This is a genomic window from Burkholderia sp. F1, assembly GCF_050813845.1.
In the GTDB taxonomy this organism is placed as follows: domain Bacteria; phylum Pseudomonadota; class Gammaproteobacteria; order Burkholderiales; family Burkholderiaceae; genus Burkholderia; species Burkholderia ubonensis.
The window spans coordinates 1,956,958-1,977,895 of the sequence record NZ_CP172422.1; the positions used below are offsets into that span (position 1 = coordinate 1,956,958).

At 69.8% G+C, this 20,938-nt stretch carries 16 protein-coding genes; 12 read left to right on the top strand and 4 right to left on the bottom strand.

Annotated features, from left to right (window positions below; all coding sequences use genetic code 11):
• Positions 1-44: 44 nt before the first annotated feature.
• Positions 45-1,004: an MBL fold metallo-hydrolase gene (locus ACFIMZ_RS27720; RefSeq protein ID WP_431822667.1), complete on the bottom strand. Its 960-nt coding sequence runs from the start codon at positions 1,002-1,004 to the stop codon at positions 45-47.
• A 175-nt stretch (positions 1,005-1,179) separates the two neighbouring features.
• Here ACFIMZ_RS27720 and ACFIMZ_RS27725 point away from each other — a divergent pair, with 175 nt between their 5' ends.
• Positions 1,180-2,820, top strand: a complete 1,641-nt coding sequence (locus ACFIMZ_RS27725; RefSeq protein ID WP_431822668.1) for an IclR family transcriptional regulator — start codon at positions 1,180-1,182, stop codon at positions 2,818-2,820.
• Between the two features lie 388 nt (positions 2,821-3,208).
• Here ACFIMZ_RS27725 and ACFIMZ_RS27730 read toward each other — a convergent pair whose 3' ends face one another.
• Entirely contained in the window at positions 3,209-3,691 is a 483-nt protein-coding gene (locus tag ACFIMZ_RS27730) for an Lrp/AsnC family transcriptional regulator (RefSeq protein ID WP_431822669.1), read from the bottom strand.
• Positions 3,692-3,977: 286 nt separating this feature from the next.
• Here ACFIMZ_RS27730 and ACFIMZ_RS27735 point away from each other — a divergent pair, with 286 nt between their 5' ends.
• From ACFIMZ_RS27735 to ACFIMZ_RS27745, 3 genes are all read left to right on the top strand, one after another.
• On the top strand, positions 3,978-4,616 hold the full coding sequence (locus ACFIMZ_RS27735) for a LysE family translocator (RefSeq protein WP_431822670.1): 639 nt from the start codon (positions 3,978-3,980) through the stop codon (positions 4,614-4,616).
• Positions 4,617-4,771: 155 nt separating this feature from the next.
• Positions 4,772-6,751: a methyl-accepting chemotaxis protein gene (locus ACFIMZ_RS27740; protein ID WP_431822671.1), complete on the top strand. Its 1,980-nt coding sequence runs from the start codon at positions 4,772-4,774 to the stop codon at positions 6,749-6,751.
• A 40-nt stretch (positions 6,752-6,791) separates the two neighbouring features.
• Positions 6,792-7,235, top strand: a complete 444-nt coding sequence (locus ACFIMZ_RS27745; protein WP_431822672.1) for a YqaA family protein — start codon at positions 6,792-6,794, stop codon at positions 7,233-7,235.
• A 46-nt stretch (positions 7,236-7,281) separates the two neighbouring features.
• Here ACFIMZ_RS27745 and ACFIMZ_RS27750 read toward each other — a convergent pair whose 3' ends face one another.
• Positions 7,282-8,937, bottom strand: a complete 1,656-nt coding sequence (locus ACFIMZ_RS27750) for an acyl-CoA synthetase (protein WP_431822673.1) — start codon at positions 8,935-8,937, stop codon at positions 7,282-7,284.
• A 244-nt stretch (positions 8,938-9,181) separates the two neighbouring features.
• Between ACFIMZ_RS27750 and ACFIMZ_RS27755 the strand changes: the two genes are divergently transcribed.
• The 7 genes from ACFIMZ_RS27755 (at position 9,182) to ACFIMZ_RS27785 (ending at position 18,888) form a co-directional block, all read left to right on the top strand.
• Complete coding sequence (locus tag ACFIMZ_RS27755) at positions 9,182-9,913, top strand: Crp/Fnr family transcriptional regulator (RefSeq protein WP_431822674.1); 732 nt, start codon at positions 9,182-9,184, stop codon at positions 9,911-9,913.
• Between the two features lie 194 nt (positions 9,914-10,107).
• The gene (locus tag ACFIMZ_RS27760) at positions 10,108-13,260 is read left to right on the top strand and encodes an efflux RND transporter permease subunit (RefSeq protein WP_431822675.1); all 3,153 of its coding nucleotides are present in this window, start codon (positions 10,108-10,110) and stop codon (positions 13,258-13,260) included.
• 39 nt (positions 13,261-13,299) lie between these two features.
• Entirely contained in the window at positions 13,300-14,532 is a 1,233-nt protein-coding gene (locus ACFIMZ_RS27765; RefSeq protein WP_431822676.1) for an efflux RND transporter periplasmic adaptor subunit, read from the top strand.
• The gene (locus ACFIMZ_RS27770; RefSeq protein ID WP_431822677.1) at positions 14,529-16,034 is read left to right on the top strand and encodes an efflux transporter outer membrane subunit; all 1,506 of its coding nucleotides are present in this window, start codon (positions 14,529-14,531) and stop codon (positions 16,032-16,034) included. Before ACFIMZ_RS27765 ends, ACFIMZ_RS27770 begins: the two co-directional genes overlap by 4 nt.
• A gap of 18 nt (positions 16,035-16,052) precedes the next feature.
• Positions 16,053-16,748: a heavy metal response regulator transcription factor gene (locus ACFIMZ_RS27775; protein WP_431822678.1), complete on the top strand. Its 696-nt coding sequence runs from the start codon at positions 16,053-16,055 to the stop codon at positions 16,746-16,748.
• Positions 16,745-18,193: a heavy metal sensor histidine kinase gene (locus tag ACFIMZ_RS27780; protein ID WP_431822679.1), complete on the top strand. Its 1,449-nt coding sequence runs from the start codon at positions 16,745-16,747 to the stop codon at positions 18,191-18,193. Before ACFIMZ_RS27775 ends, ACFIMZ_RS27780 begins: the two co-directional genes overlap by 4 nt.
• A gap of 107 nt (positions 18,194-18,300) precedes the next feature.
• On the top strand, positions 18,301-18,888 hold the full coding sequence (locus ACFIMZ_RS27785; protein ID WP_431822680.1) for a LysE family translocator: 588 nt from the start codon (positions 18,301-18,303) through the stop codon (positions 18,886-18,888).
• A gap of 10 nt (positions 18,889-18,898) precedes the next feature.
• Here ACFIMZ_RS27785 and ACFIMZ_RS27790 read toward each other — a convergent pair whose 3' ends face one another.
• A complete protein-coding gene (locus ACFIMZ_RS27790; RefSeq protein ID WP_431822681.1) occupies positions 18,899-19,789 on the bottom strand; it encodes an AraC family transcriptional regulator in 891 nt (296 codons plus the stop codon).
• A 346-nt stretch (positions 19,790-20,135) separates the two neighbouring features.
• Between ACFIMZ_RS27790 and ACFIMZ_RS27795 the strand changes: the two genes are divergently transcribed.
• Positions 20,136-20,930 carry an SDR family NAD(P)-dependent oxidoreductase gene (locus ACFIMZ_RS27795; protein ID WP_431822682.1) on the top strand — a complete coding sequence of 265 codons (795 nt, stop codon included), beginning with the start codon at positions 20,136-20,138 and terminating at the stop codon, positions 20,928-20,930.
• Positions 20,931-20,938: the final 8 nt, after the last annotated feature.

Below are 20,938 nucleotides of genomic sequence, written 5' to 3' on the forward strand. Positions count from 1 at the left end.
CAAAGGCGGGACGTCCGCCCGGACGCCCCGCCGTCATGGGCCGCTCAGTCCTGCAGCGCGGCCCACATGTCCTTGTCGCGCTCGGCGGTCCAGATGCGCGGATGCGTGATGCCGCTCGCCTCGTCGAACGCGCGCGACACGTCGAACGGCAAACAGTGCTCGTAGATGAACACCTGGCCGAACTTCGGATCCATCGCTTCGCGCGTCAGCGCCATCGCGGCCTTGAGGTCGAGCTTCCGCTCGACGGCCTTGCGGCCTTGCGCGAGCAACGTCGACACGAAGTCCTTCGTGTAGTCGAGGCCCTGGTTCACTTCGGCCGGGTTCAGCAGCGCCGGGCCGCGGCCGGGCACGAGCTTCTCGGCGCCGAGCGCGCGCAGCGCCTCGAGCGTCGCCGGCCACTGTTCGAGCTGCGCGTCGCCGCAGTAGCACGCGGCGTCGTATTCGACGAGGTCGCCCGAGAACAGCACCTTCTGCGACGGCAGCCACACGATCGTGTCGCCCTTCGTGTGGCCCGAGCCGACATGCATGATCTTCACTTCGAGCTTGCCGAGGAACAGCGTGATCTCGCGCTCGAACACGAGCGTCGGCCAGGTCAGGCCCGGCACCGTCTCGACGCCCGCGAACAGGCGCGGGAAGCGCTCGATCTCCGACTTCATGTCGGCCTCGCCGCGCTCGACGATCATCTCGTAGGTGCCGCGGCTCGCGATCACGTGCTGCGCGCCTTCGGCGAAATACGCGGACGCGCCGAGCACGCGCACCGCGTGGTAGTGCGACAGCACGACGTGCTTGATCGGCTTGTCGGTGACGCCGCGGATCTTCGCGATCAGGTCCTGCGCCATCGCGGGCGTCGCCGTGGTGTCGACGATCAGCACGCTGTCGTCGCCGATGATCACGCCCGAGTTCGGGTCGCCTTCGGCGGTGTACGCGTACGCGTTTTCGGAGAGCCGGGTCCAGGTGATCTTCTTCTCTTCCAGGTCGGCTTGAGAGGCAAATGCTTTGGCCATGTGGGGTTCCGTGGCTGCGAGCCATGTGTTGAGGGGTTGAGCGGATCATCATCCCGCATCGATTATTTGTCAATGGCAAATCTGCTTGCTATTGTTTAATGCGGGTAAACGTGTGGACGGGCGCGGGAAATGGCGTCGGATACCATGCGGGATGTTTCGATTTCAGGTGAATGCAGTGCAGAACGATGAAGATCGCGCGGACGATGCGCCGCAGAAGGCGCAGCGCGGCATCCAGAGCGTCGAGGTGGGCGGCCGGCTGCTCGACGCGCTCGCGCGGCGGCGCAAGCCGCTCGGGCTGTCCGAGCTGGCGGCGGCCGCGGAGCTGTCGACCGCGCAGGCGCATACCTATCTGGTGAGCCTGACGCGCCTTGCGCTCGTGAAGCGCGACGCGATCACCGGCAATTACGAGCCGGGGCCGCTGTCGCTGCGGCTCGGCCTGATGTCGATCGAGCGGCAGCCGGCCTATCGCGCGGCCTTGCCGCACGCGGCGCGGCTCGCGGAAGACGTCGGGCTGAGCGTCGCGCTGTCGGTGCCGGGCGCGCTCGGGCCGACGATCGTGCGCATCGAGCACGGTGGCTATCCGCTGCATGTGAACCTGCACGTGGGATCGGTGATGTCGCTCGACACGACGGCGACCGGCCGCGTATTCCGCGCGTTCGGCGACCCCGCGCAGCTCGATGCGATGGCGGCCAGCCAGGCCGGCGCGGGCAACACGCTCGCGGGCGCCGAAAGCGCGCAGCCGGCGCCGGACGCCGACGCGCGGCGGGCCCAACTCGACGCGATCCGCCGGCGCGGCATCGAACGCAGCGTCGACCTGCCGAGCCCCGGCGTCAGCGCGCTGTGCGTGCCGGTGCTCGACGCGGACGGCCGCCTGCAGCTCGCGCTGACGGTGATCGGTTCGACGGGGTCGATCGACGTCGCGTGGGACGGCCCGATCGCGGCGGCGTTGCGCGATGCGGCGCGGCAGGCGACCGCGTCGCTCGGCGCGGAAGATGCGGTTGCGCCGCCCCCGGCAGCGCCGCGCGTGCCGCCCGCGCTGGCCGACGACGCGAAGGCGCAGCGCGGGATCAACGCGCTCGACAGCACCGGCGATCTGCTGCTCGCGCTCGTGTCGGCGGGCCGCGCGCTGCCGCTGCGCGACCTCGCGGCGGCGGCAGGCATGCCGGCCGCGAAGGCGTTTCCGCATCTGGTGAGCCTGCTGAAGATCGGCCTGCTGAGCCGCGACGCGGCCGGCTGCTTCGACGCCGGGCCGCTCAGCCAGGCGCTCGGCCTGATCGCGATGCAGCGCGTGTCGCCGGCGCGCGATGCGGAAGCCGAGATCGTCGCGCTCGCCGAAGCGACCGACATGAGCGTCGCAGCCGCGACGCTCGGGCCGCTCGGTCCGACCGTGATCCGCTTCGAGGAGTCGGCGCGGCCGCAGCACGTGAGCCTGCAGGTCGGCACCGTGATGTCGCTCGTCAATACGGCGATCGGCCGCAGCTTCGCGGCCGGCATGACCGACGACGTGCTGGCCGGCCTGCTCGCCGGCGAACCCGTGCGCCTCGCGGGACGGGCGGCGCCGGCCGACGATGCGCTCCGCGCGCACCTCGCGCAGATCCGCGCGGAAGGCGTCGACTTCGCGTTCGACGCGCCGGTGCCCGGCATCGCGACGGTCGCCGCGCCCGTGTTCGATCACACCGGCAGCATCCGGCTCGTGATCGCGATCATCGGCGCGTCGCGCGGCTTCCCGCGCGGGCCCGACAGCGACCTCGCGCAGGCGCTGCTCGCCGCGACGCGGCGGCTGTCGTGGCGGTTCGGGTGGATCGGCGGGCAGTGACGATCGCGACGATTCATGTTGCGCCGCAGCAACAGAATCCCCAAAGAATTACCATATTACAAAATCGCATTTCACAACACGGTGAGCCTCATCTATGATTAGGGTTATCCCTAACTCGCCACCTACATGGGGCATCGTCATGCAAACGTCTAACGTCTCCGACCGTTCCAACCAATCCGCTGGCTGGCTCTCGCGTGTTGGCTTGCTGCTTGCAGAAGCATGGGCACTGCACCTCGAGAACTGCGAAGTCATCGCTGAAGCCCACGCGCGCCTGCCGCGCTGAACGGAACGACCAGACGCCGGCCGGCGGCCCGATCGCCGGCCTTGTCCCTTTTCCACTCGCCCGCCTCCGCTGCGCAATCGCGCGGCTGCCCATCTCCCCGCGCACTCACACCTGTATCGACGGCACGTCCTTCATGCAGCGCAGCGCGAACATCGACCGGCTGTGACGAATGCTCGAGATCTTGTACAGCTTCTCGCGCAAAAACCGCTCGTAGCCGGCCGTGCCGTCCACGGCGACCTTGATCCAGTAATCGTAATCACCCGACACGAGGTAGGCCTCGAGGACCTCGGGCAGCGCCGCGAGTTCCGCGCCGAAGCGGGCCAGCGCGTCGTCCTCGTGGCGATCGAGCGTCACTTCGAGGATCACGATGTCCGCGTAGCCGAGCATGCGCTGATTGACGAGCGCGACATAGCCGTCGATGTAGCCGTCGAGTTCGAGTTGCCGCGTGCGGTTCCAGCACGCGGTCGTCGACATCCCGATCTGTTCGGCCAGTTCGGCATTCGACAGGCGCGCGTTCTTCTGCAATGCGCCGAGGATCTTGCGGTCCTGATTGTCGAGCGTTTTAGGCGTGCGTTCGCGTGTAGCCATGACAGGAAGAATCTTCTACTGAAAATCCGCATTCTATCTGAACAGGATTCCGGATTTCGACCCGTTTCACTGGAAAACAGGAAGCCTTTTAACCTGGCCCCCTGATACATTTTCCCTATGCCTGCTGCCCGGCACGCTCCCCGCGACAACCCCCTCGCAACGGGACGCACGGCCGCAATCACGAGTTGCGGAGCCGGGCACCCAGGCATTCGAAACCGCCGCCCGCGCACCCCAACCGACCGTGCGCGGCGCTGGCGCCCGCCTCCCTGTTCTTGCGCTTCCCGTCATGTCGTTCCGGCTTTACCTCTCGTTCCTTGCCGCTTCGTTCGTTCTCATCTACGCGCCCGGCCCCGTCAACCTGCTCACGATGAACCAGGCGCTGCGCGCCGGCTGGCGGCGCGCGCTGCCTTGCGTATGGGGCGGCACGCTCGCCGTGCTGCTGCAACTCGCGCTGACCGCGCTCTGCCTGAATTCGCTGGTGCATATCGACGATCGCGCGCTGACCGTGCTGCGCTGGACGGGCGCCGCGTACCTGGTCTGGCTCGGGTGCAAGCAATGGCTCAGCCGCACGCCGGCCCATGCGCCGGCCGCATCGGCCGAGGTCGCCCGGCCGGCAGCCGATACGGGACGTGAACTGTTCTGGCGCGGCGTCGCGACGTCGGGCCTGAATCCGAAGACGTTGCTGTTCTTTCCGTCGTTCTTTCCGCAATTCATCAGCGCGAACGCCGAATGGAGCCTGAACCTTCAGTTCCTGCTGCTCGCAGCGACGTTCGCGCTGCTGTTCGCGGGCGGCGTCGCGTCGATGGCGCTGTTCTCGCACCGGCTCGGCAGCGCGCTGCAGCGGCCGGCGCGGATGCGCGCGATGAACCGCGTGACGGGCGGCCTGCTCGTCGGGATGGGCGCGGTCATGGTCGGCTGGAACTGAGTGGCGGCGCACGCGACCTTCCTCCTGAATCCCCTTCGCTCGATCCGCCGAAACCGTCCGCGCTAAAGAATCCGCGCGCGCTGCCGTAATTCCTGTGACGAAATTGCGGTGACGCGTGCGTTCCGCCTCCTCTCCGTCCCCACGCAGGAAGCTTTATGAGATTTATCTCCCTGGGCCGGGTGAGCGTTGGCGCTCGTCTGGCCGCTTTGTCGTGCGCAACCGTCGCACTGCTGTTTGCCGCCTTCGCCTGGACCCTCGCGCACCTGGCCGGCGAACAGATCGCCGACCAGGCGCACGCGCGCATCGCCGAGAAGGAGCGCTCGATCGCCGCGATGATCGACCTGTTCGACAAGGCGCTGTCGGAAGAAGCGCATCGCTCGATGACGCTGCTCGCGAGCTTCCTGCCGGCCGATTTCGCGCTGGACCCGGCGCGCACCCATGACCTCGGCGGCGGCGTGATGGCGCCGACGCTGTCCGCGGGCGGCAGGCCGCTCGATCTCGACTACACGATCCCCGACCAGTTCCTGCAGAAGAGCGGCGCGATCGCGACGATCTTCGCGCGCGACGGCGACGACTTCGTGCGCATCACCACGTCGCTGAAGAAGCAGGACGGCGCCCGCGCGGTCGGCACGCGCCTCGACCGCAACAGCCCGGCCTACGCGCCGCTCGTCGCGGGCCGCAGCTACACGGGGCTCGCGAAGCTGTTCGGCAAGCCGTTCATCACCGAGTACAAGCCGGTCGTCGACGCCGGCGGACGCGTGATCGGCGCGCTGTTCGTCGGCATCGACGTCGCGGACGAAATCCACCTCGTCGAAGCCGGCATTCGCGAGCTGAAGATCGGCGAGCACGGCTATTACTTCGTGATCGACGCATCATCCGGCCCGTCGCGCGGCACCTTCGTCGTCCACCCCGACGCGGCCGGCAAGCCGGCCCGCGACGGCGCCGCGCCCTACGCGCAGATGCTCGCGGCCGGCCGCGGGCAGCTCGCGTACGCGTCGACCGACCCGGCCGCGCAGGACCGCGGCCCGACCGCGAAATTCGCGTCGTTCTCGACGATTCCGCAATGGCAGTGGCTGGTCGGCGGCGTCGCGATCGACGACGAGCTGCTCGCCGACATGCGGACGACCCGCAACCGCTTCCTGCTGATCGCCGCGGCGCTCGTGCTCGCGTTCGCGGCGATGTTCGTCGTCGTGGTCCGGCGCGTCGTGAGCCGGCCGCTGGACGCGGCCGCGCGCGCGTCGGAACGCTTCGCCGCCGGCGACCTGAGCGTGCGCATCCGCGACGACGGCGTCGCGCCGCGCGGCGCGGACGAGATCGGCCGCCTCGTGCAGGCGGTCGACGGCATCGGCGACGGCCTCGCGCGCATCGTCGCGCAGGTGCGCCGCGGCTCCGCCGACATGGCGCGCGGCACGGTCGACATCGCGGCCGGCAGCGGCGACATCGCCGCCCGCATCGCGACGCAGGCGAGCAGCGTCGAGCAGACGGCGGCGAGCATGGAGGAAATCACGGCCGCCGTGCAGCAGAACGCCGAGCATGCGGCGCAGGCGAACACGCTGGTCGCGGGCGCCTCCGACGCGGCGACGGGCGGCGGCGACGCAGTGCAGCGCGTGGTCGCGACGATGGGCGAGATCGAGCGCGCGACGCGCCGGATCGCGGAGATCACGAGCGTGATCGAGGGCATCGCGTTCCAGACCAATATCCTCGCGCTGAACGCGGCCGTCGAGGCCGCACGCGCGGGCGAGCACGGCAAGGGCTTCGCGGTGGTCGCGGCCGAAGTGCGCGCGCTCGCGCAGCGCAGCGCGGCGGCGGTCAAGGAGATCGAGGAGCTGAGCGCCGAATCGGCCGCAACCGTCGAGCAAGGCTACCGGATCGCCGAGGCCGCGCACGGCACGATGCGCGACATCGTCGCGCGGGTCGACCAGGTGCGCACCATCATCGCCGAGATCAGCTCGGCGTCGCGGGAGCAGTCGGCCGGCATCGAGCAGGTGAACCTCGCCGTCACGCAGATCGGCGAGGCGACGCAGCAGAACGCGACGCTGATCGCGCAGGCCGAGCGCGCGGCCGTGGCGCTGCGCGACCAGGCCGCGGAACTGTCGGAAGCGGTCAGCGTGTTCAAGCTCGGCCACGCCGAATAGCGATCGCGGGCCGCGCTCGCGCGGCCGGTACAATCGCGCGATGTCCGAATTGCTCACCGAATTTGTCACCTACGGCGGCCTGTTCGCCGTGTCGCTGGTCGCCGCAACCCTGCTCCCGCTCCAGTCCGAAGCCGTGCTCGCCGGCCTGCTGGTTGCCGGCCGCGAGCCGGCCTGGGCGCTGGTGCTCGTCGCGAGCGTCGGCAACGTCGCCGGCTCGACGATCAACTGGGCGCTCGGCCGCGGGATCGAGCGGTTCCGCGACCGGCGCTGGTTCCCGGTGAAGCCGGCGGCGCTCGCGCGGGCCGAGGGCTGGTACGCGCGCTGCGGCCACTGGTCGTTGCTGCTGAGCTGGGCCCCGGTGATCGGCGACCCGCTGACCGTGATCGCCGGCGTGCTGCGCGAGCCGTTGCCGCGCTTCCTCGCGATCGTCACGCTCGCGAAGGTCGGCCGCTATCTGGCGATCGCGTGGCTCGTGCCGCATTGATCCTGCATTGACGACGCCACGCGGCGCGCGCGCCGCCGCCGGCCCCTCACTTCTTGCCGTCGCCCGCCAGGTCGATCGCCTTGTCCGAGCCGACCGCGGTGCGCAGCTGGAACTTCTGGATCTTGCCGGTGGACGTCTTCGGCAGCTCGCCGAAGCGCACGGCCTTCGGCACCTTGAAGCCCGCGAGCAGTTGCCGGCAATGCGCGACGATCTCCTCCTCGGTCGCGCTCATTCCTTCGCGCAGCTCGACGAACGCGCACGGCACCTCGCCCCACTTCGGGTCGGGCATCGCGACCACCGCCGCGACCGCGACCGCCGGATGCCGGTACAGCGCGTCCTCGACCTCGATGCTCGAGATGTTCTCGCCGCCCGAGATGATGATGTCCTTCTTCCGGTCCTTGATGCGGATGTAGCCGTCCGGCGACAGCACCGCGAGATCGCCGGTATGGAACCAGCCGCCGTGGAACGCCTCGTCGGTCGCGTGCGGGTTCTTCAGGTAGCCCTTCATGCAGATGTTGCCGCGGAACATGATCTCGCCGAGCGTCTCGCCGTCGGCCGGCACCGGCGCCATCGTGTCCGGATCGAGCACCGTCGCGCCCGCCTCCAGGTGATAGCGCACGCCCTGCCGCGCATTGAGCCGCGCGCACTCGTCGTCGGAGCGCTCGCTCCAGTGCGACTGCTTCGCGCACACCGTCGCCGGGCCGTAGACCTCGGTCAGCCCGTACACGTGCAGCAGGTCGAAGCCGATCTCCTTCATCTTCGCGATCACGGCCGGCGCCGGCGCCGCGCCCGCGACCATCGCGTGCACGGTGTGGTCGATCCCTTCGCGCCATTCGGCCGGCGCGTTCGCGATCGCGCTCTGCACGATCGGCGCGCCGCAGTAGTGCGTGACACGCTCCCGGCGGATCAGGTCGAACACGGTCTTCGCGTCGAACCTGCGCAGGCACACGTTCACGCCCGCGCGCGCGGCGACCGCCCACGGGAAGCACCAGCCGTTGCAGTGGAACAGCGGCAGCGTCCACAGGTAGACCGCGTGCTTCGGCATGTCCCATTCGAGGATGTTGCTGAGCGCCGCCAGGTAGGCGCCGCGATGGTGGTAGACGACGCCCTTCGGGTCGCCGGTCGTGCCGGACGTGTAGTTCAGCGCGAGCGCGTCCCACTCGTCGGCGGGCAGCGTCCATGCATGGTCCGCGTCGCCGCCGGCGACGAACGCCTCGTAGTCGGTCGCGCCGGCGAAGCGCGCGGGGTCGGCCGGCATCGCGTCGGCGACGCTGACGATCTTCAATCCCGGAATTTCCAGCGCCGCGCGGTGCGCAAGCTCCGCGTACTCGGTGTCGACGATCAGCACCTTCGCTTCGCCGTGGCGCAGCATGAACAGCACCGACGGAATGTCGAGCCGCGTGTTGATCGTGTTCAGCACGGCGCCCGCCATCGGCACGCCGAAGTGCGCCTCGACCATCGCCGGGATGTTCGGCAGCAGCGCCGCGACGGTGTCGCCGCGGCCGACGCCGGCCTGCGCGAGCGCGCTCGCGAGCTGCTTCGCGCGCGCATAGGTTTCGCCCCAGGTGCGGCGCACGTCGCCGTGCACGATCGCCAGGCGCTCGCCGTACACCTCGGCCGAGCGCACCAGGAAATCGATCGGCGTGAGCGGCACGTAGTTGGCGTCGCGGCGCTCGAGGCCGGCTTCGAACATCTGCGTCATGATCGTGTCTCCAGTCTGCCGAAGCGGCTTCGACGTCGACCGGGGCCCGCGCTTGCGCGCCGCTTCCGGTCCCATGCCTCGCACTCCGGTCTCATTCAAAGTTAAGGCGCACGCGCCCCGGTTCGTTTTGATGTGGTTCAATCCGAGCTAGCCTAACGGGCGATATTGTGGAGCGTCTGTCATCGAAACGACAGAGTCCCCCGCGCGCCCCGCGTGTTATCCCTATCCTCGCAAACCCGCAGCCATGCACGACGACGTTCTCGCCCCCCTCGACGCGCCCGCGCCGCCCGAACCCGGCACGCTATCCGCGCTGTTCGGCCAGTGCGCGTGGTTCCGCACGCTCGCGCCCGAACACCAGGCGCTCGTGCTCGCGCAATCGCGCGTCGAATGCCGCGAAGCGGGCGACGTGATCGCGCAGCGGCTCGCGCCGTCCGAGTACTGGATCGGCGTGCACCGCGGGCTGCTGAAGCTCGCGATCTTCAACGCGTCGGGGCGCGGCTGCACGTTTTCCGGCGTGCCGTCGGGCGGCTGGTTCGGCGAAGGCAGCGTGATCAAGCGCGAGCCGCGCAAGTACGAGGTGGTCGCGATCCAGCGCTCGACCGTGCTGTTCGTGCCGGTCGACACGTTCCACGCACTGCTCGACAGCAGCCTGCCGTTCACGCGCTTCGTGATCCACCAGCTGAACAACCGGATGGGCGAGTTCATCGCGTCGATCCAGAACAGCCGGCTGCTCGACGTCGACGCGCGCGTCGCGCAGGCGCTCGCGCAGCTGTTCAATCCGGACCTGTACCCGGATACCGGGCCGGCGCTGGCGATTTCGCAGGAGGAACTGGGGATGCTGGTCGGCGTGTCGCGGCAGCGGATCAACCAGGCGTTGCAGCAGCTCGAGAAGCGCGGCGTGCTGCGGCTCGCGTACAACCAGATCGAGGTCGTCGATCTGGCGGGGCTCGCGCGCGTGGGAATGGAGCAGATCTGAAGAACGCGGCGGCGGCGCCCGCGCGCTTCAGGTCTGACGAATCCGGCGCGGCACGCGGGCAGGTGCGTCTTCGACGCGCGGGCGCGCCAACCTGACAATTCCGCCAGTTTCGCGTCAGTGACCCGTGCCGGGCGCCCGCCTATCATTCGAGTGCCCTTCATCAACGCCCGACCGCCGCCTGCCCCGCTGCCCCCATGTGGATCGTCAACCTCGCGCTCAGGCGCCCGTACACGTTCATCGTGATGGCCATCATGATCGTGCTGGCCACCCCGCTCGCGCTGATGCGCACGCCCGTCGACGTGCTGCCGTCGATCGACATTCCGGTCATCAGCGTGATCTGGAATTACAACGGGCTGTCGGCGAAGGAGATGACGAACCGCATCACCGCGGTGCACGAGCGGGTGCTGACGACGACCGTCAACAACATCCAGCACGTCGAATCGACGACGCTGCCCGGCACGGCCGTCGTCAAGGTGTTCCTGCAACCGGGCGCGAACGTGCAGACGGCGATCGCGCAGACCGTGTCGTCCGCGCAGGCGATCGTCCGGCAGATGCCGCAGGGCGCGACGCCGCCGCTCGTGATTACCTATTCCGCGTCGAGCATCCCGGTGATCCAGCTCGGGCTGTCGAGCAAGACGCTGAGCGAGCAGTCGCTCGCCGACATCGCGCTGAACTTCCTGCGCCCGCAGTTGATCACGATCCCCGGCGCGCAGGTGCCGTTCCCGTACGGCGGCCGAACGCGCGTCGTCGCGGTCGACATCGATTCGAAGGCGCTGATGTCGAAGGGCCTGACGCCCGCCGACGTCGTCAACGCGGTCAACGCGCAGAACCTCGTGCTGCCGACCGGCACCGCGAAGATGGGCCAGACCGAGTACCGGATCGACACCAACGCGTCGGCCGACACGATCGCCGACATCAGCCACATCCCGCTGCAGACGGTGAACGGCGCGACCACCTATCTCGGCGAGGTCGCGGCCGTGCGTGACGGCTTCTCGCCGCAGACCAACGTGGTGCGGCAGAACGGCCAGCGCGGCGTGCTGGTGTCGATCCTGAAGAGCGGCGACGCGTCGACGCTGAAGGTCGTGTCGGACCTGAAAGCGCTGCTGCCGAAGGTCGAGCCGACGCTGCCCGAGGGGCTCACGATCACGCCGCTGTTCGACCAGTCGGTATTCGTCGACGCCGCCGTGCAGGGCGTGATCCACGAGGCGCTGATCGCCGCCGTGCTGACCGCGATGATGATCCTGCTGTTCCTCGGCAACTGGCGCAGCACGCTGATCATCGCGATCTCGATCCCGCTGTCGATCTTCACGTCGCTGATCGCGCTCGCCGCGCTCGGCGAGACCATCAACATCATGACGCTCGGCGGGCTCGCGCTCGCGGTCGGCATTCTCGTCGACGACGCGACCGTGACGATCGAGAACATCGAGCGCCACCTGCATCTCGGCACCGGCCTGCACGACGCGATCCTCGAAGGCGCGGGCGAGATCGCGGTGCCGGCGTTCGTGTCGACGCTGTGCATCTGCATCGTGTTCGTGCCGATGTTCTTCCTGACGGGCGTCGCGCGCTTCCTGTTCGTGCCGCTCGCCGAGGCCGTGGTGTTCGCGATGCTCGCGTCGTACGTGCTGTCGCGCACGCTCGTGCCGACGATGGCGATGCTGCTGTTCCGCCCGCAGCAGGCAAGCGTCGGGCCCGACCGTTCGACGTCGCGCTTCGCGCGCATCCATCACCGCTTCAATCACGCGTTCGAGCGGCTGCGCGCGTCGTACATCGTGCTCCTCAGCCTGCTGCTCGTGCGCCGCCGCTTCTACGCGATGTGCTTCCTCGGCTTCTGCGTGCTGTCGACGGGGCTCGTGTTCACGCTCGGCCGCGACTTCTTCCCGAACGCCGATTCCGGCAACATCCGGCTGCACATGCGCGCGCCGACCGGCTACCGGATCGAGGAGACCGCACGCCTCGCGGACCAGGTCGAACGCGTGGTACGCGAGGTCGTGCCGCCGGACGAGCTCGGCGCGATCGTCGACAACCTCGGACAGCCGATCAGCGGCATCAACCTGTCGTACAGCAACGCAGGCACGATCGGCTCGCTCGACGGCGAGATCCTGATCGCGCTGAAGCCCGGCCACGCGCCGACCCAGCATTACGTCGAGACGCTGCGCGCGCGGCTGCCCGAGCGCTTCCCTGGCGCGGAGTTCTTCTTCCAGCCGTCGGACATCATCACGCAGATCCTCAACTTCGGGCAGCCGGCCGCGATCGACGTGCAGGTGCTCGGCAACGATCTCGCGAGTAACATGGCAATCGCGAGCCGCCTGATGAAAAACGTCAGGCAAATCCCCGGCGCGGTCGACGCGCACGTGCTGCAGCGCAACGACCAGCCGACCCTGGTAGCCGACATGGACCGTACGCGCATGCAGCAGCTCAACCTCTCCGCGCAGAACGTCGCGCAGAACATGCTGATCTCGCTGTCGGGCAGTGCGCAGACGACGCCGTCGTTCTGGGTCAACCCGAAGACCGGCGTGCAGTACCCGCTCGCGATCCAGGCCCCGCAATACGACATCGGCTCGGTCGGCGACCTGCTCGGCACGCCCGTGTCGGCCGGACGCACCGGCGAGCCGCTGCAACTGCTCGGCAACCTCGTGCAGGTGCGCACCGCGAGCGAGCCGGCCGTGATCACGCACTTCAACATCCGCCCGGCGATCGACCTGTACGTGAGCGTCGAAGGCCGCGACCTCGGCTCGGTCGCGAACGAGATCGACCGCCTCGTGTCGGACGCGCGCGCGACGCTGCCGCGCGGCACCGCGCTGACGATGCGCGGCCAGATCGAGACGATGCGCACGTCGTATCTCGGGCTCGGCGCGGGCGTCGCGATGGCGATCGTGCTCGTCTACCTGCTGATCGTCGTGAATTTCCAGTCGTGGCTCGACCCGCTGATCATCATCAGCGCGATGCCGGCCGCGCTCGCCGGCATCGCGTGGATGCTGTTCATCACCGGCACGCACCTGAGCGTGCCCGCGCTGACGGGCGCGGTGATGACAGTCGGCGTCGCGACCGCGAACAGCATTCTCGTCGTGTCGTTCGCGCGCCAGCGCCTCGCGGCCGGCGCGCCGCCGCTGACCGCCGCGCTCGAGGCCGGCGCGACCCGCATCCGCCCGGTGCTGATGACCGCGCTCGCGATGATCATCGGCATGGTGCCGATGGCGCTCGGCCTCGGCGAAGGCGCCGAGCAGAACGCGCCGCTCGGCCGCGCGGTGATCGGCGGGCTGCTGTTCGCGACTGTCTCGACGCTGCTGTTCGTCCCGCTCGTGTTCGCCGGCGTGCATGCTCGGCTCGCGCGGCGGCGTGCGCGCTAGGGTCTGTTCACGCTTCGCATATTGAGACCGGTTGATTTCATGGAAGAGAAACATCACAGCTCCGTCGGCATCCAGGTGGACGAACACGGGCTCGACCTGCCCGCGCGGGCCGGCGTGCGGCGGCGCGCGCGGATCGTGCTGATCGTCGTCGGCGCGCTGCTCGCGGCCGGCGCGGCGCGCACGATCGTCACCAACGTCATGAACCGCAACCGGCTCGATGCGCTGACCGAGCAGAACGCGCGCCAGTACGTGAGCGTCGTGCATCCCGTCGACGCCGCGTCGGGCGGCCGGCTGACGCTGCCCGGCACGCTGCGCGGCTTCGTCGAGGCGCCGATCTTCGCGCGCGCGAACGGCTACGTGCTGCGCTGGCAGGCCGACATCGGCGCGCACGTGAAGCAGGGGCAACTGCTCGCGGAGCTCGACACGCCCGAGCTGAACCAGGAACTCGCGCAGGCAACCGCGCAACGCCAGCAGGCGCAGGCCGCGCTCGCGCTCGCGAAGACGTCGTTCGAGCGCGCGCAGCAATTGCGCCAGCGCGACGCGGTTTCACAGCAGGAGCTCGACGACCGGCAAGGCGCGTACAACCAGGGCGCGGCGAACCTCGCCGCGGCCGATGCGAACGTGCGCCGCCTGACGGAGCTGAAGGGCTTCCAGCGCATCGTCGCGCCGATCGACGGGATCGTCACGCAGCGCAACGTCGACGTCGGCGACCTCGTCAGCTCGGGCAACGCGGGCCGGTCCCTCTTCACCGTCGTGCAGGCCGACCGGCTGCGCCTGTACGTGCAGGTGCCGCAGGCGTACGCGCAGCAGGTGAAGACCGGCCAGCGCGTAACGGTCGCGCAGGCCGAGCTGCCGGGCCAGACTTTCGACGGCACGATCACGCGCACGTCGGAGGCGATCGATGTCGCCACGCGTTCGCTGCAGATCGAGATCACGCTGCCGAACCCCGACGGCCGGCTGCTGCCCGGCGCCTACGTGCAGGCGACGCTGCCGACGACGCCGGTCGGCCGCCTGTCGGTGCCGGCCAACACGCTGCTGTTCCGCGCGGAAGGGCCGACGGTCGCGAGCGTCGACGCGCATGGCCAGGTCCGGCTGAAGCCGGTGACCGTCGTGCGCACGATCGGCCAGACGCTCGAGATCGACGGCGGCGTCACGCCCGACGATCGCCTCGTCGTGAACCCGAGCGATTCGCTCGCGAACGGCGACCAGGTCGTCGTCGTGAAGCCGGCGCCGAAGCCCGCGTCCGGCGCCGCGGCGGGAGCGAAGGCGTGACGCGCGCCCGCCTCGCGCTGCGGCCGGCCGCCGGCGCTGTCGCCATCGCCGCTGCACTCGCCTCACTCGCCGCCCTCGCCGGCTGCACGGTCGGCCCCGACTACCGGCGCCCCGACGTCGACACCCCCGCCGCGTGGCGGCTCGCCCCGGCCGACGCATACTGGCATCCGGCCGCGCCCGCGCATGCGCCGCTCGCTCCGGCGTGGTGGCGCGCGTTCGGCGATGCGCAGCTCGACGCACTCGAAGCCGACGCGCTGCGCAACAACCAGAGCCTGAAGGTCGTCGCCGCGCGCTACGACCAGGCGAAGGCGACGCTCGCGTCGGTCGCGTCCGCGCAGTATCCGGCGGTGAACCTGAACGCGAGCGGCCAGCGCTTCAGGATTTCCGCGGACCGACCGCAAACCAACTACGCGACCAAAAGCACGTCGACCGTGCAGAACGAGATCCAGGTCGGCGCGAGCGTCAGCTACGAGCTCGACCTGTTCGGCCGCGTGCGGCGCAGCGTCGAATCGGCGCAGGCGAGCACCAATCAGGCGCGCGACGATTTCGCGAACGCGCGCCTCGTGCTCACCGCCGATCTCGCGTCGAGCTACTTCGCGCTACGCGCGCTCGACGCGGAGATCGACGTCGTCGACCGCTCGATCGGCCTGCAGCAAAAGGCGCTCGACTACGTGTCCGCGCGTCACGACCTCGGCGCGGTGTCGGGCCTCGACCTGCTGCAGCAGCGTGCGCAGCTCGACGCGACCCGCACGCAGGCGCAGCTGCTGCTCCAGCAGCGCGCGCAGGTCGAGACCGCGATCGCGACGCTGGTCGGCACGCCCGCGCCGGCATTCTCGCTGCCGCCGCGCGTCGTGCCGATCAACGCGCCCGCACTGCCGACCGGCGTGCCGAGCGACCTGCTGCAGCGCCGCCCCGACGTCGCGTCGGCCGAGCGCGCGATGGCCGCCGCGAACGCGCAGATCGGCGTCGCGCGCGCCGCGTACTTCCCGCGCCTCACGCTGTCGCCCGACATCGGCTGGGACGCGACGCGCTTCTCCGGGCTGTTCACGGTGCCGGCGCTGCTGTGGTCGGTCGGCGCGTCGCTGAGCCAGCCGCTGTTCGAGGGCGGCCGGCTGAAGGCGGGGGTCGATTTCGCGCAGGCCGGCTACGTCGCCGCGCAGGCGAATTACCGGCAGACCGTGCTGACCGCGTTCCAGGAGGTGCAAAATGCGGTCACCGGCCTGTCGGTGCTCGACGAGGCGGCGCGGCAGGCCGCCGCGGCCGTCGACGACGCGCGCAAGCTCGTGTCGCTCGCGCAGGACCGCTATGCGGGCGGCCTGACGCCGTTCATCGACGTGCTGAGCGCCGAGCAGCAGCTGCTGACGAGCGAACGGCAGGCGGTGCAGATCCAGGGCCAGCGCGCGGCGCTCGTCGTGTTCCTCGCGAAGGCGCTCGGCGGCGGCTGGGACGGCGGCGCGGCGGCCACGGTCGAGGCCGCGGCCCCGGCGGCGGACTCCCACTAACCAGACAACGGACCCGACATGAAAGTCCTGATCGTCGAAGACGAACTCAAGGTCGTCGAATACCTGAAGAGCGGCCTGACCGAGGAAGGCTGGGTCGTCGACACCGCGCTCGACGGCGAGGACGGCGCATGGAAAGCCGTCGAATTCGACTACGACGTGGTGGTGCTCGACGTGATGCTGCCGAAGCTCGACGGCTTCGGCGTGTTGCGCGCGCTGCGCGCGCAGAAGCAGACGCCGGTGATCATGCTGACCGCGCGCGACCGCGTGGACGACCGCGTGCGCGGCCTGCGCGGCGGCGCCGACGACTACCTGACCAAGCCGTTCTCGTTCCTCGAGCTGATCGAGCGGCTGCGCGCGCTGACGCGCCGCGCGCGCGTGCAGGAATCGACGCTGATCTCGATCGGCGACCTGCGGGTCGACCTGATCGGCCGCCGCGCGACGCGTGACGGCACGCGCCTCGACCTGACCGCGCAGGAGTTCCAGCTGCTCGGCGTGCTCGCGCGCCGCAGCGGCGAGGTGCTGTCGAAGACGACCATCGCCGAGCTGGTGTGGGACGTGAACTTCGACAGCAACGCGAACGTCGTCGAGACCGCGATCAAGCGCCTGCGCGCGAAGCTCGACGGCCCGTTCGCCGACAAGCTGCTGCATACGATCCGCGGGATGGGTTACGTGCTCGAGGCGCGCGAGGACTGTGACGGCGAGAGGCGAGCATGAAACGCTCGATCGCGCTGCGCCTGTCCGCGATGTTCGGCATCGTGTCGTTCCTCGTGTTCACGCTGGTCGGGTGCGGCCTGTTCGTGATGATGGAGCGGCAGCTGTTTGCCGAGCTGCGCGCGACGCTCGACACGCGCGCCAAGGTGGTCGAGATGATCGTCTCGCATGCGACCACGCCGGCGCGCTGGCACATCACGCAGGAGAAGCTCGCCGATCTCGAGCCGCCGGACGGCTCGACGCACTACCGGGTCGACAGCGCGAATCCGGCGTTCCGCTTCGGGCGCGCGGTGGACGGCACGCCGCACGGCGCGCCGTTCGGCGCGTTCCAGCGCTACCGGCTCAACGACAGCAGCTACGACGTGATGACGAAAACGGTCACGGTGGCCGGCAGCGGCGAGCGCCCCGACCTGACGCTGATCGTCGCGACGTCGTGCGAGCGCACGCAGCGGATGCTGCGCCGCTACGGCTGGACGCTGGCCGCGCTGATCGCGTTCGCGACCGGCGTCACGCTGCTGCTGGGCCGCGCGGTCGCGCGCTTCGGGCTCGCGCCGCTCGAGCGCATGTCGCAGGAAGCGGCGGCCATCGGCTCCGCGAACCGGCACCAGCGGCTGCAGACCGACGCGCTGCCGGCCGAGCTGCGCGACCTCGCCGCGTCGTTCAACGGCGCGCTCGAACGCATCCAGCACGCGTACGAGCGGCTCGAGGCGTTCAACGCGGACGTCGCGCACGAGCTGCGCACGCCGGTCAGCATCCTGATCGGCCAGACCCAGGTCGCGCTGACGAGCCGCGACCGCTCGGTCGACCGGATGCGCCAGACGCTGCAGTCGAACCTCGAGGAATTCGAGCGGCTGCGCGTGATCGTCAATGACATGCTGTTCCTGTCGCGCAGCGATCGCGGCGAACGCGCGACCGACCTGAAGGACGTGTCGCTCGCCGACGAAGTGCGGCGCATGCTCGACTTCCTCGAGATTCCGCTCGACGAAGCGCAACTGCGCGCCGAGCTGCACGGCGACGCGCGCGCGAGCGTCGATCCGTCGCTGTTCCGCCGTGCGATGACGAACCTGCTGATCAACGCGATCCAGCATTCGGCGCCGGGCGCGCTGCTGCGCGTGACGATCGCGCGGCGCGACACGGTCGTCGAGGTGTCGGTCGCGAACCCGGGCGAGCCGATCGACGTCGGCCAGCGCGCGCACATGTTCGAGCGCTTCTACCGGCTCGAGGAAGCGCGCGCGAACAGCACGGAAAACCACGGGCTCGGACTGTCGATCGTCAAGGCCGTCGCGGAGATGCACGGCGGCAGCGTGTTCGTCGCCTGCGCGGGCGGCGTCAATACGTTCGGCTTTTCCGTCGCGGCGCAGCCGTGCGCGGCCGGCGAATCACTCGCCGCGGAGCAGGCCCGCACGACCGGCATGCCTGCGCCGCACGCGCCGCGCGCACTGCACTGACGGCCGTTCGGAAGTTCGCGCCGTTTGCCGAGGGCAGTTTTCTTCAATACCTGCCCGCCCCGCTCCTTTAGCCTCGATGCGACTTTCGATCCGCATGGAGGCATTGCATGAGCATTCTGGTTTCAATGGCGGCGTTCGCGCTCGCGTCGTCGATCACCCCCGGCCCCGTCAACATCGTCGCGCTGAGTGCCGGCGCGCGCTACGGCCTCGGCGCGAGCCTCAGGTACGCGGCGGGCGCGACGCTCGGCTTCGTCGCGCTGTTCCTGCTGATCGGCCTCGGCCTGCACGCGGCGCTCGTGCGCTGGCCGGTGCTGACGACGGCGACGCAATGGTCCGGCATCGCATTCCTGCTGTACATGGCGCTGCGCCTCGCGCTCGACGACGGCCGGCTGGCGCCGGACGCGCAGGTCGCCGGCCCGTCCGCGGCCGCGGGCGCGGCGATGCAATGGCTGAATCCGAAGGCGTGGCTCGCATGCGTCGCCGCGATGGGCGCGTACGCGGCCGACGGCGACCGCGCGCTGGTCTGGCAGTTCGCCGCGCTGTATCTGGTGATCTGTTTCGCGTCGATCGCGTGCTGGTCGTATGCGGGGGCGTCGCTGCGGCACCGGCTCGCGAATGCGCGCCGGATGCGCGTGTTCAACCGGCTGATGGCGCTGCTGCTCGCGGGCAGCGCGCTTGTTCTGCTCGACGCCTAGCGGGCCGCACCTAGCCGGCCGCGCCTGTGGCCGGCCGCGCCTGGCTGACTGCTCGCGAAACGCCGGCCGCGCCGCGATACTGCCCCGGCGTCGCCGCCGCGATCCGCCGGAACGCGCGCTGGAAATGCGCCTGATCGGCGAACCCCGCGTCGAGCGCGACATCCGCGATCGGCCGCCCGCGGCGCAGCTCGGCGCGGCCGTACTGCACGCGGCGGTCGATCAGGAACGCGTGCGGCGTCATCCCGTAGCGCGCGTTGAACGCGCGGATCAGGTACGACGGCGACAGCTCGGCCGCCGCGCAGATCGCGTCGAGCGTCACCGCGTCGCGGCAGTGCGCGGCGATGTAGTCGGCGGCGCGTGCGAGCTTCGCATTGTCGGCGGCGCACGGCGCGCGCGGCGCGGCCGGGTCGAGCGCGTCGTGCAGCCGCGTGAAGAACTCGACGGCTGCGCTTTCCTTGCCGAGCGGCTCACCGCCGGGCGCGACGAGCGTCCGGTAGAAGCGGCCGAATTGCGCGAACAGGTCGCGCCGCACGCTCAACGTCTGCGAAAAGCCATGAAAATCCGTGTTCGGATCGCGGCCGAGCGCGTGCTGCAGCCGCGCGAGCCACGGCACGTCGACGTACACCATCCGGTAGGCCCACGCGTCGCGCCCGTACGGATTGCATGCATGCACCTGCTCGGGATCGATGATCACGAGCGCGCCCGACCCGATGCGCTGCTGCGTCGCGCCGTTCACGTAGGTGCTCGTGCCGCCGACCACCGCGCCGAGCGAGAACGTGTCGTGCGTGTGCTTCGCGTAGCAGATCGTGCGTCCGTCGTCGACGGTGCGCGCCTCGATGAACGGCAGCGCGGCGTCGCGCCAGAACGGCGACGGCACGGCGGGTTTGACGGAACGGCTCACGCGGACGGGCTCCCGGATCGGACGGCGAACGCATACGGTACAGGACCGTCCCGCACGAGGCAATCGCGTCCAGGGTCTGTTCACGCTAATAACGGGCTTGCGAACGTGCCTTGCCGGTCGTAGTGCAAGGCGCAAGGAGCGCCGTTTGGCCGAGCCAAACAAGCGACGCGCGACGCCGCAATACGGCCGGCAAGGCACGTTCCCGTAACTAAAAAATTCTTGCTTGGGGCTGGCCCGTTATTAGCGTGAACAGACCCTAGCGAATCGCGCGGTTTCGCCTAAGCTTGGAATTCCGGCCGCCGCGGCAGGCCCGGCGGCTTCCTTCCCCCCATCGCACTTCACACGTATGCACATCGATCTGAGTGGCAAGACCGCGGTCGTCACCGCTTCCACCGCGGGCATCGGACTGGCGATTGCCGAAGGGCTCGCGCGCGCCGGCGCGCGCATCGTCGTCAACGGACGCAGCGACGCGTCGGTGCAGTCCGCGCTCGCGCGCCTGCGCAGCGCCGCGCCAGGCGCGACCGTCGAAGGCGTCGCCGCCGACCTGTCCGACGCGGACGGCGCCGCCCGCGTGACACGCGCGGCGCCGCAGGCCGACATCCTCGTCAACAATGCGGGCGTCTACGGCCTGAAGCCGTTCTTCGACATCGACGACGCCGAATGGTCGCATTACTTCCAGATGAACGTGATGTCCGGCGTGCGGCTCGCGCGGCACTACATGAAGGGGATGCTCGAACGCGACTGGGGGCGCGTCGTGTTCATCTCGTCGGAATCGGGGCTGAACATTCCGGTCGACATGATCCACTACGGCTTCACGAAAACCGCGCAGCTGTCGATCGCGCGCGGGCTCGCGAAGCTCGCGGCCGGCAGCCGGGTCACCGTCAATTCGGTGCTGCCGGGGCCGACGCTGTCGGAAGGCGTGCGCACGCTGCTGAAGGAAACCGCCGACGAAACCGGCCGCAGCGTCGACGAGGTCGCGATCGAGTTCGTGCGCACGCATCGCGCGAGCTCGATCATCCAGCGGCCGGCAACGCCGGAGGAAGTCGCGAACCTGGTGGTGTACGTGTGCTCGCCGCAGTCGTCGGCAACGACGGGCGCCGCGCTGCGGGTCGACGGGGGCGTGGTCGATACGATCGCGTGACGGCCGCC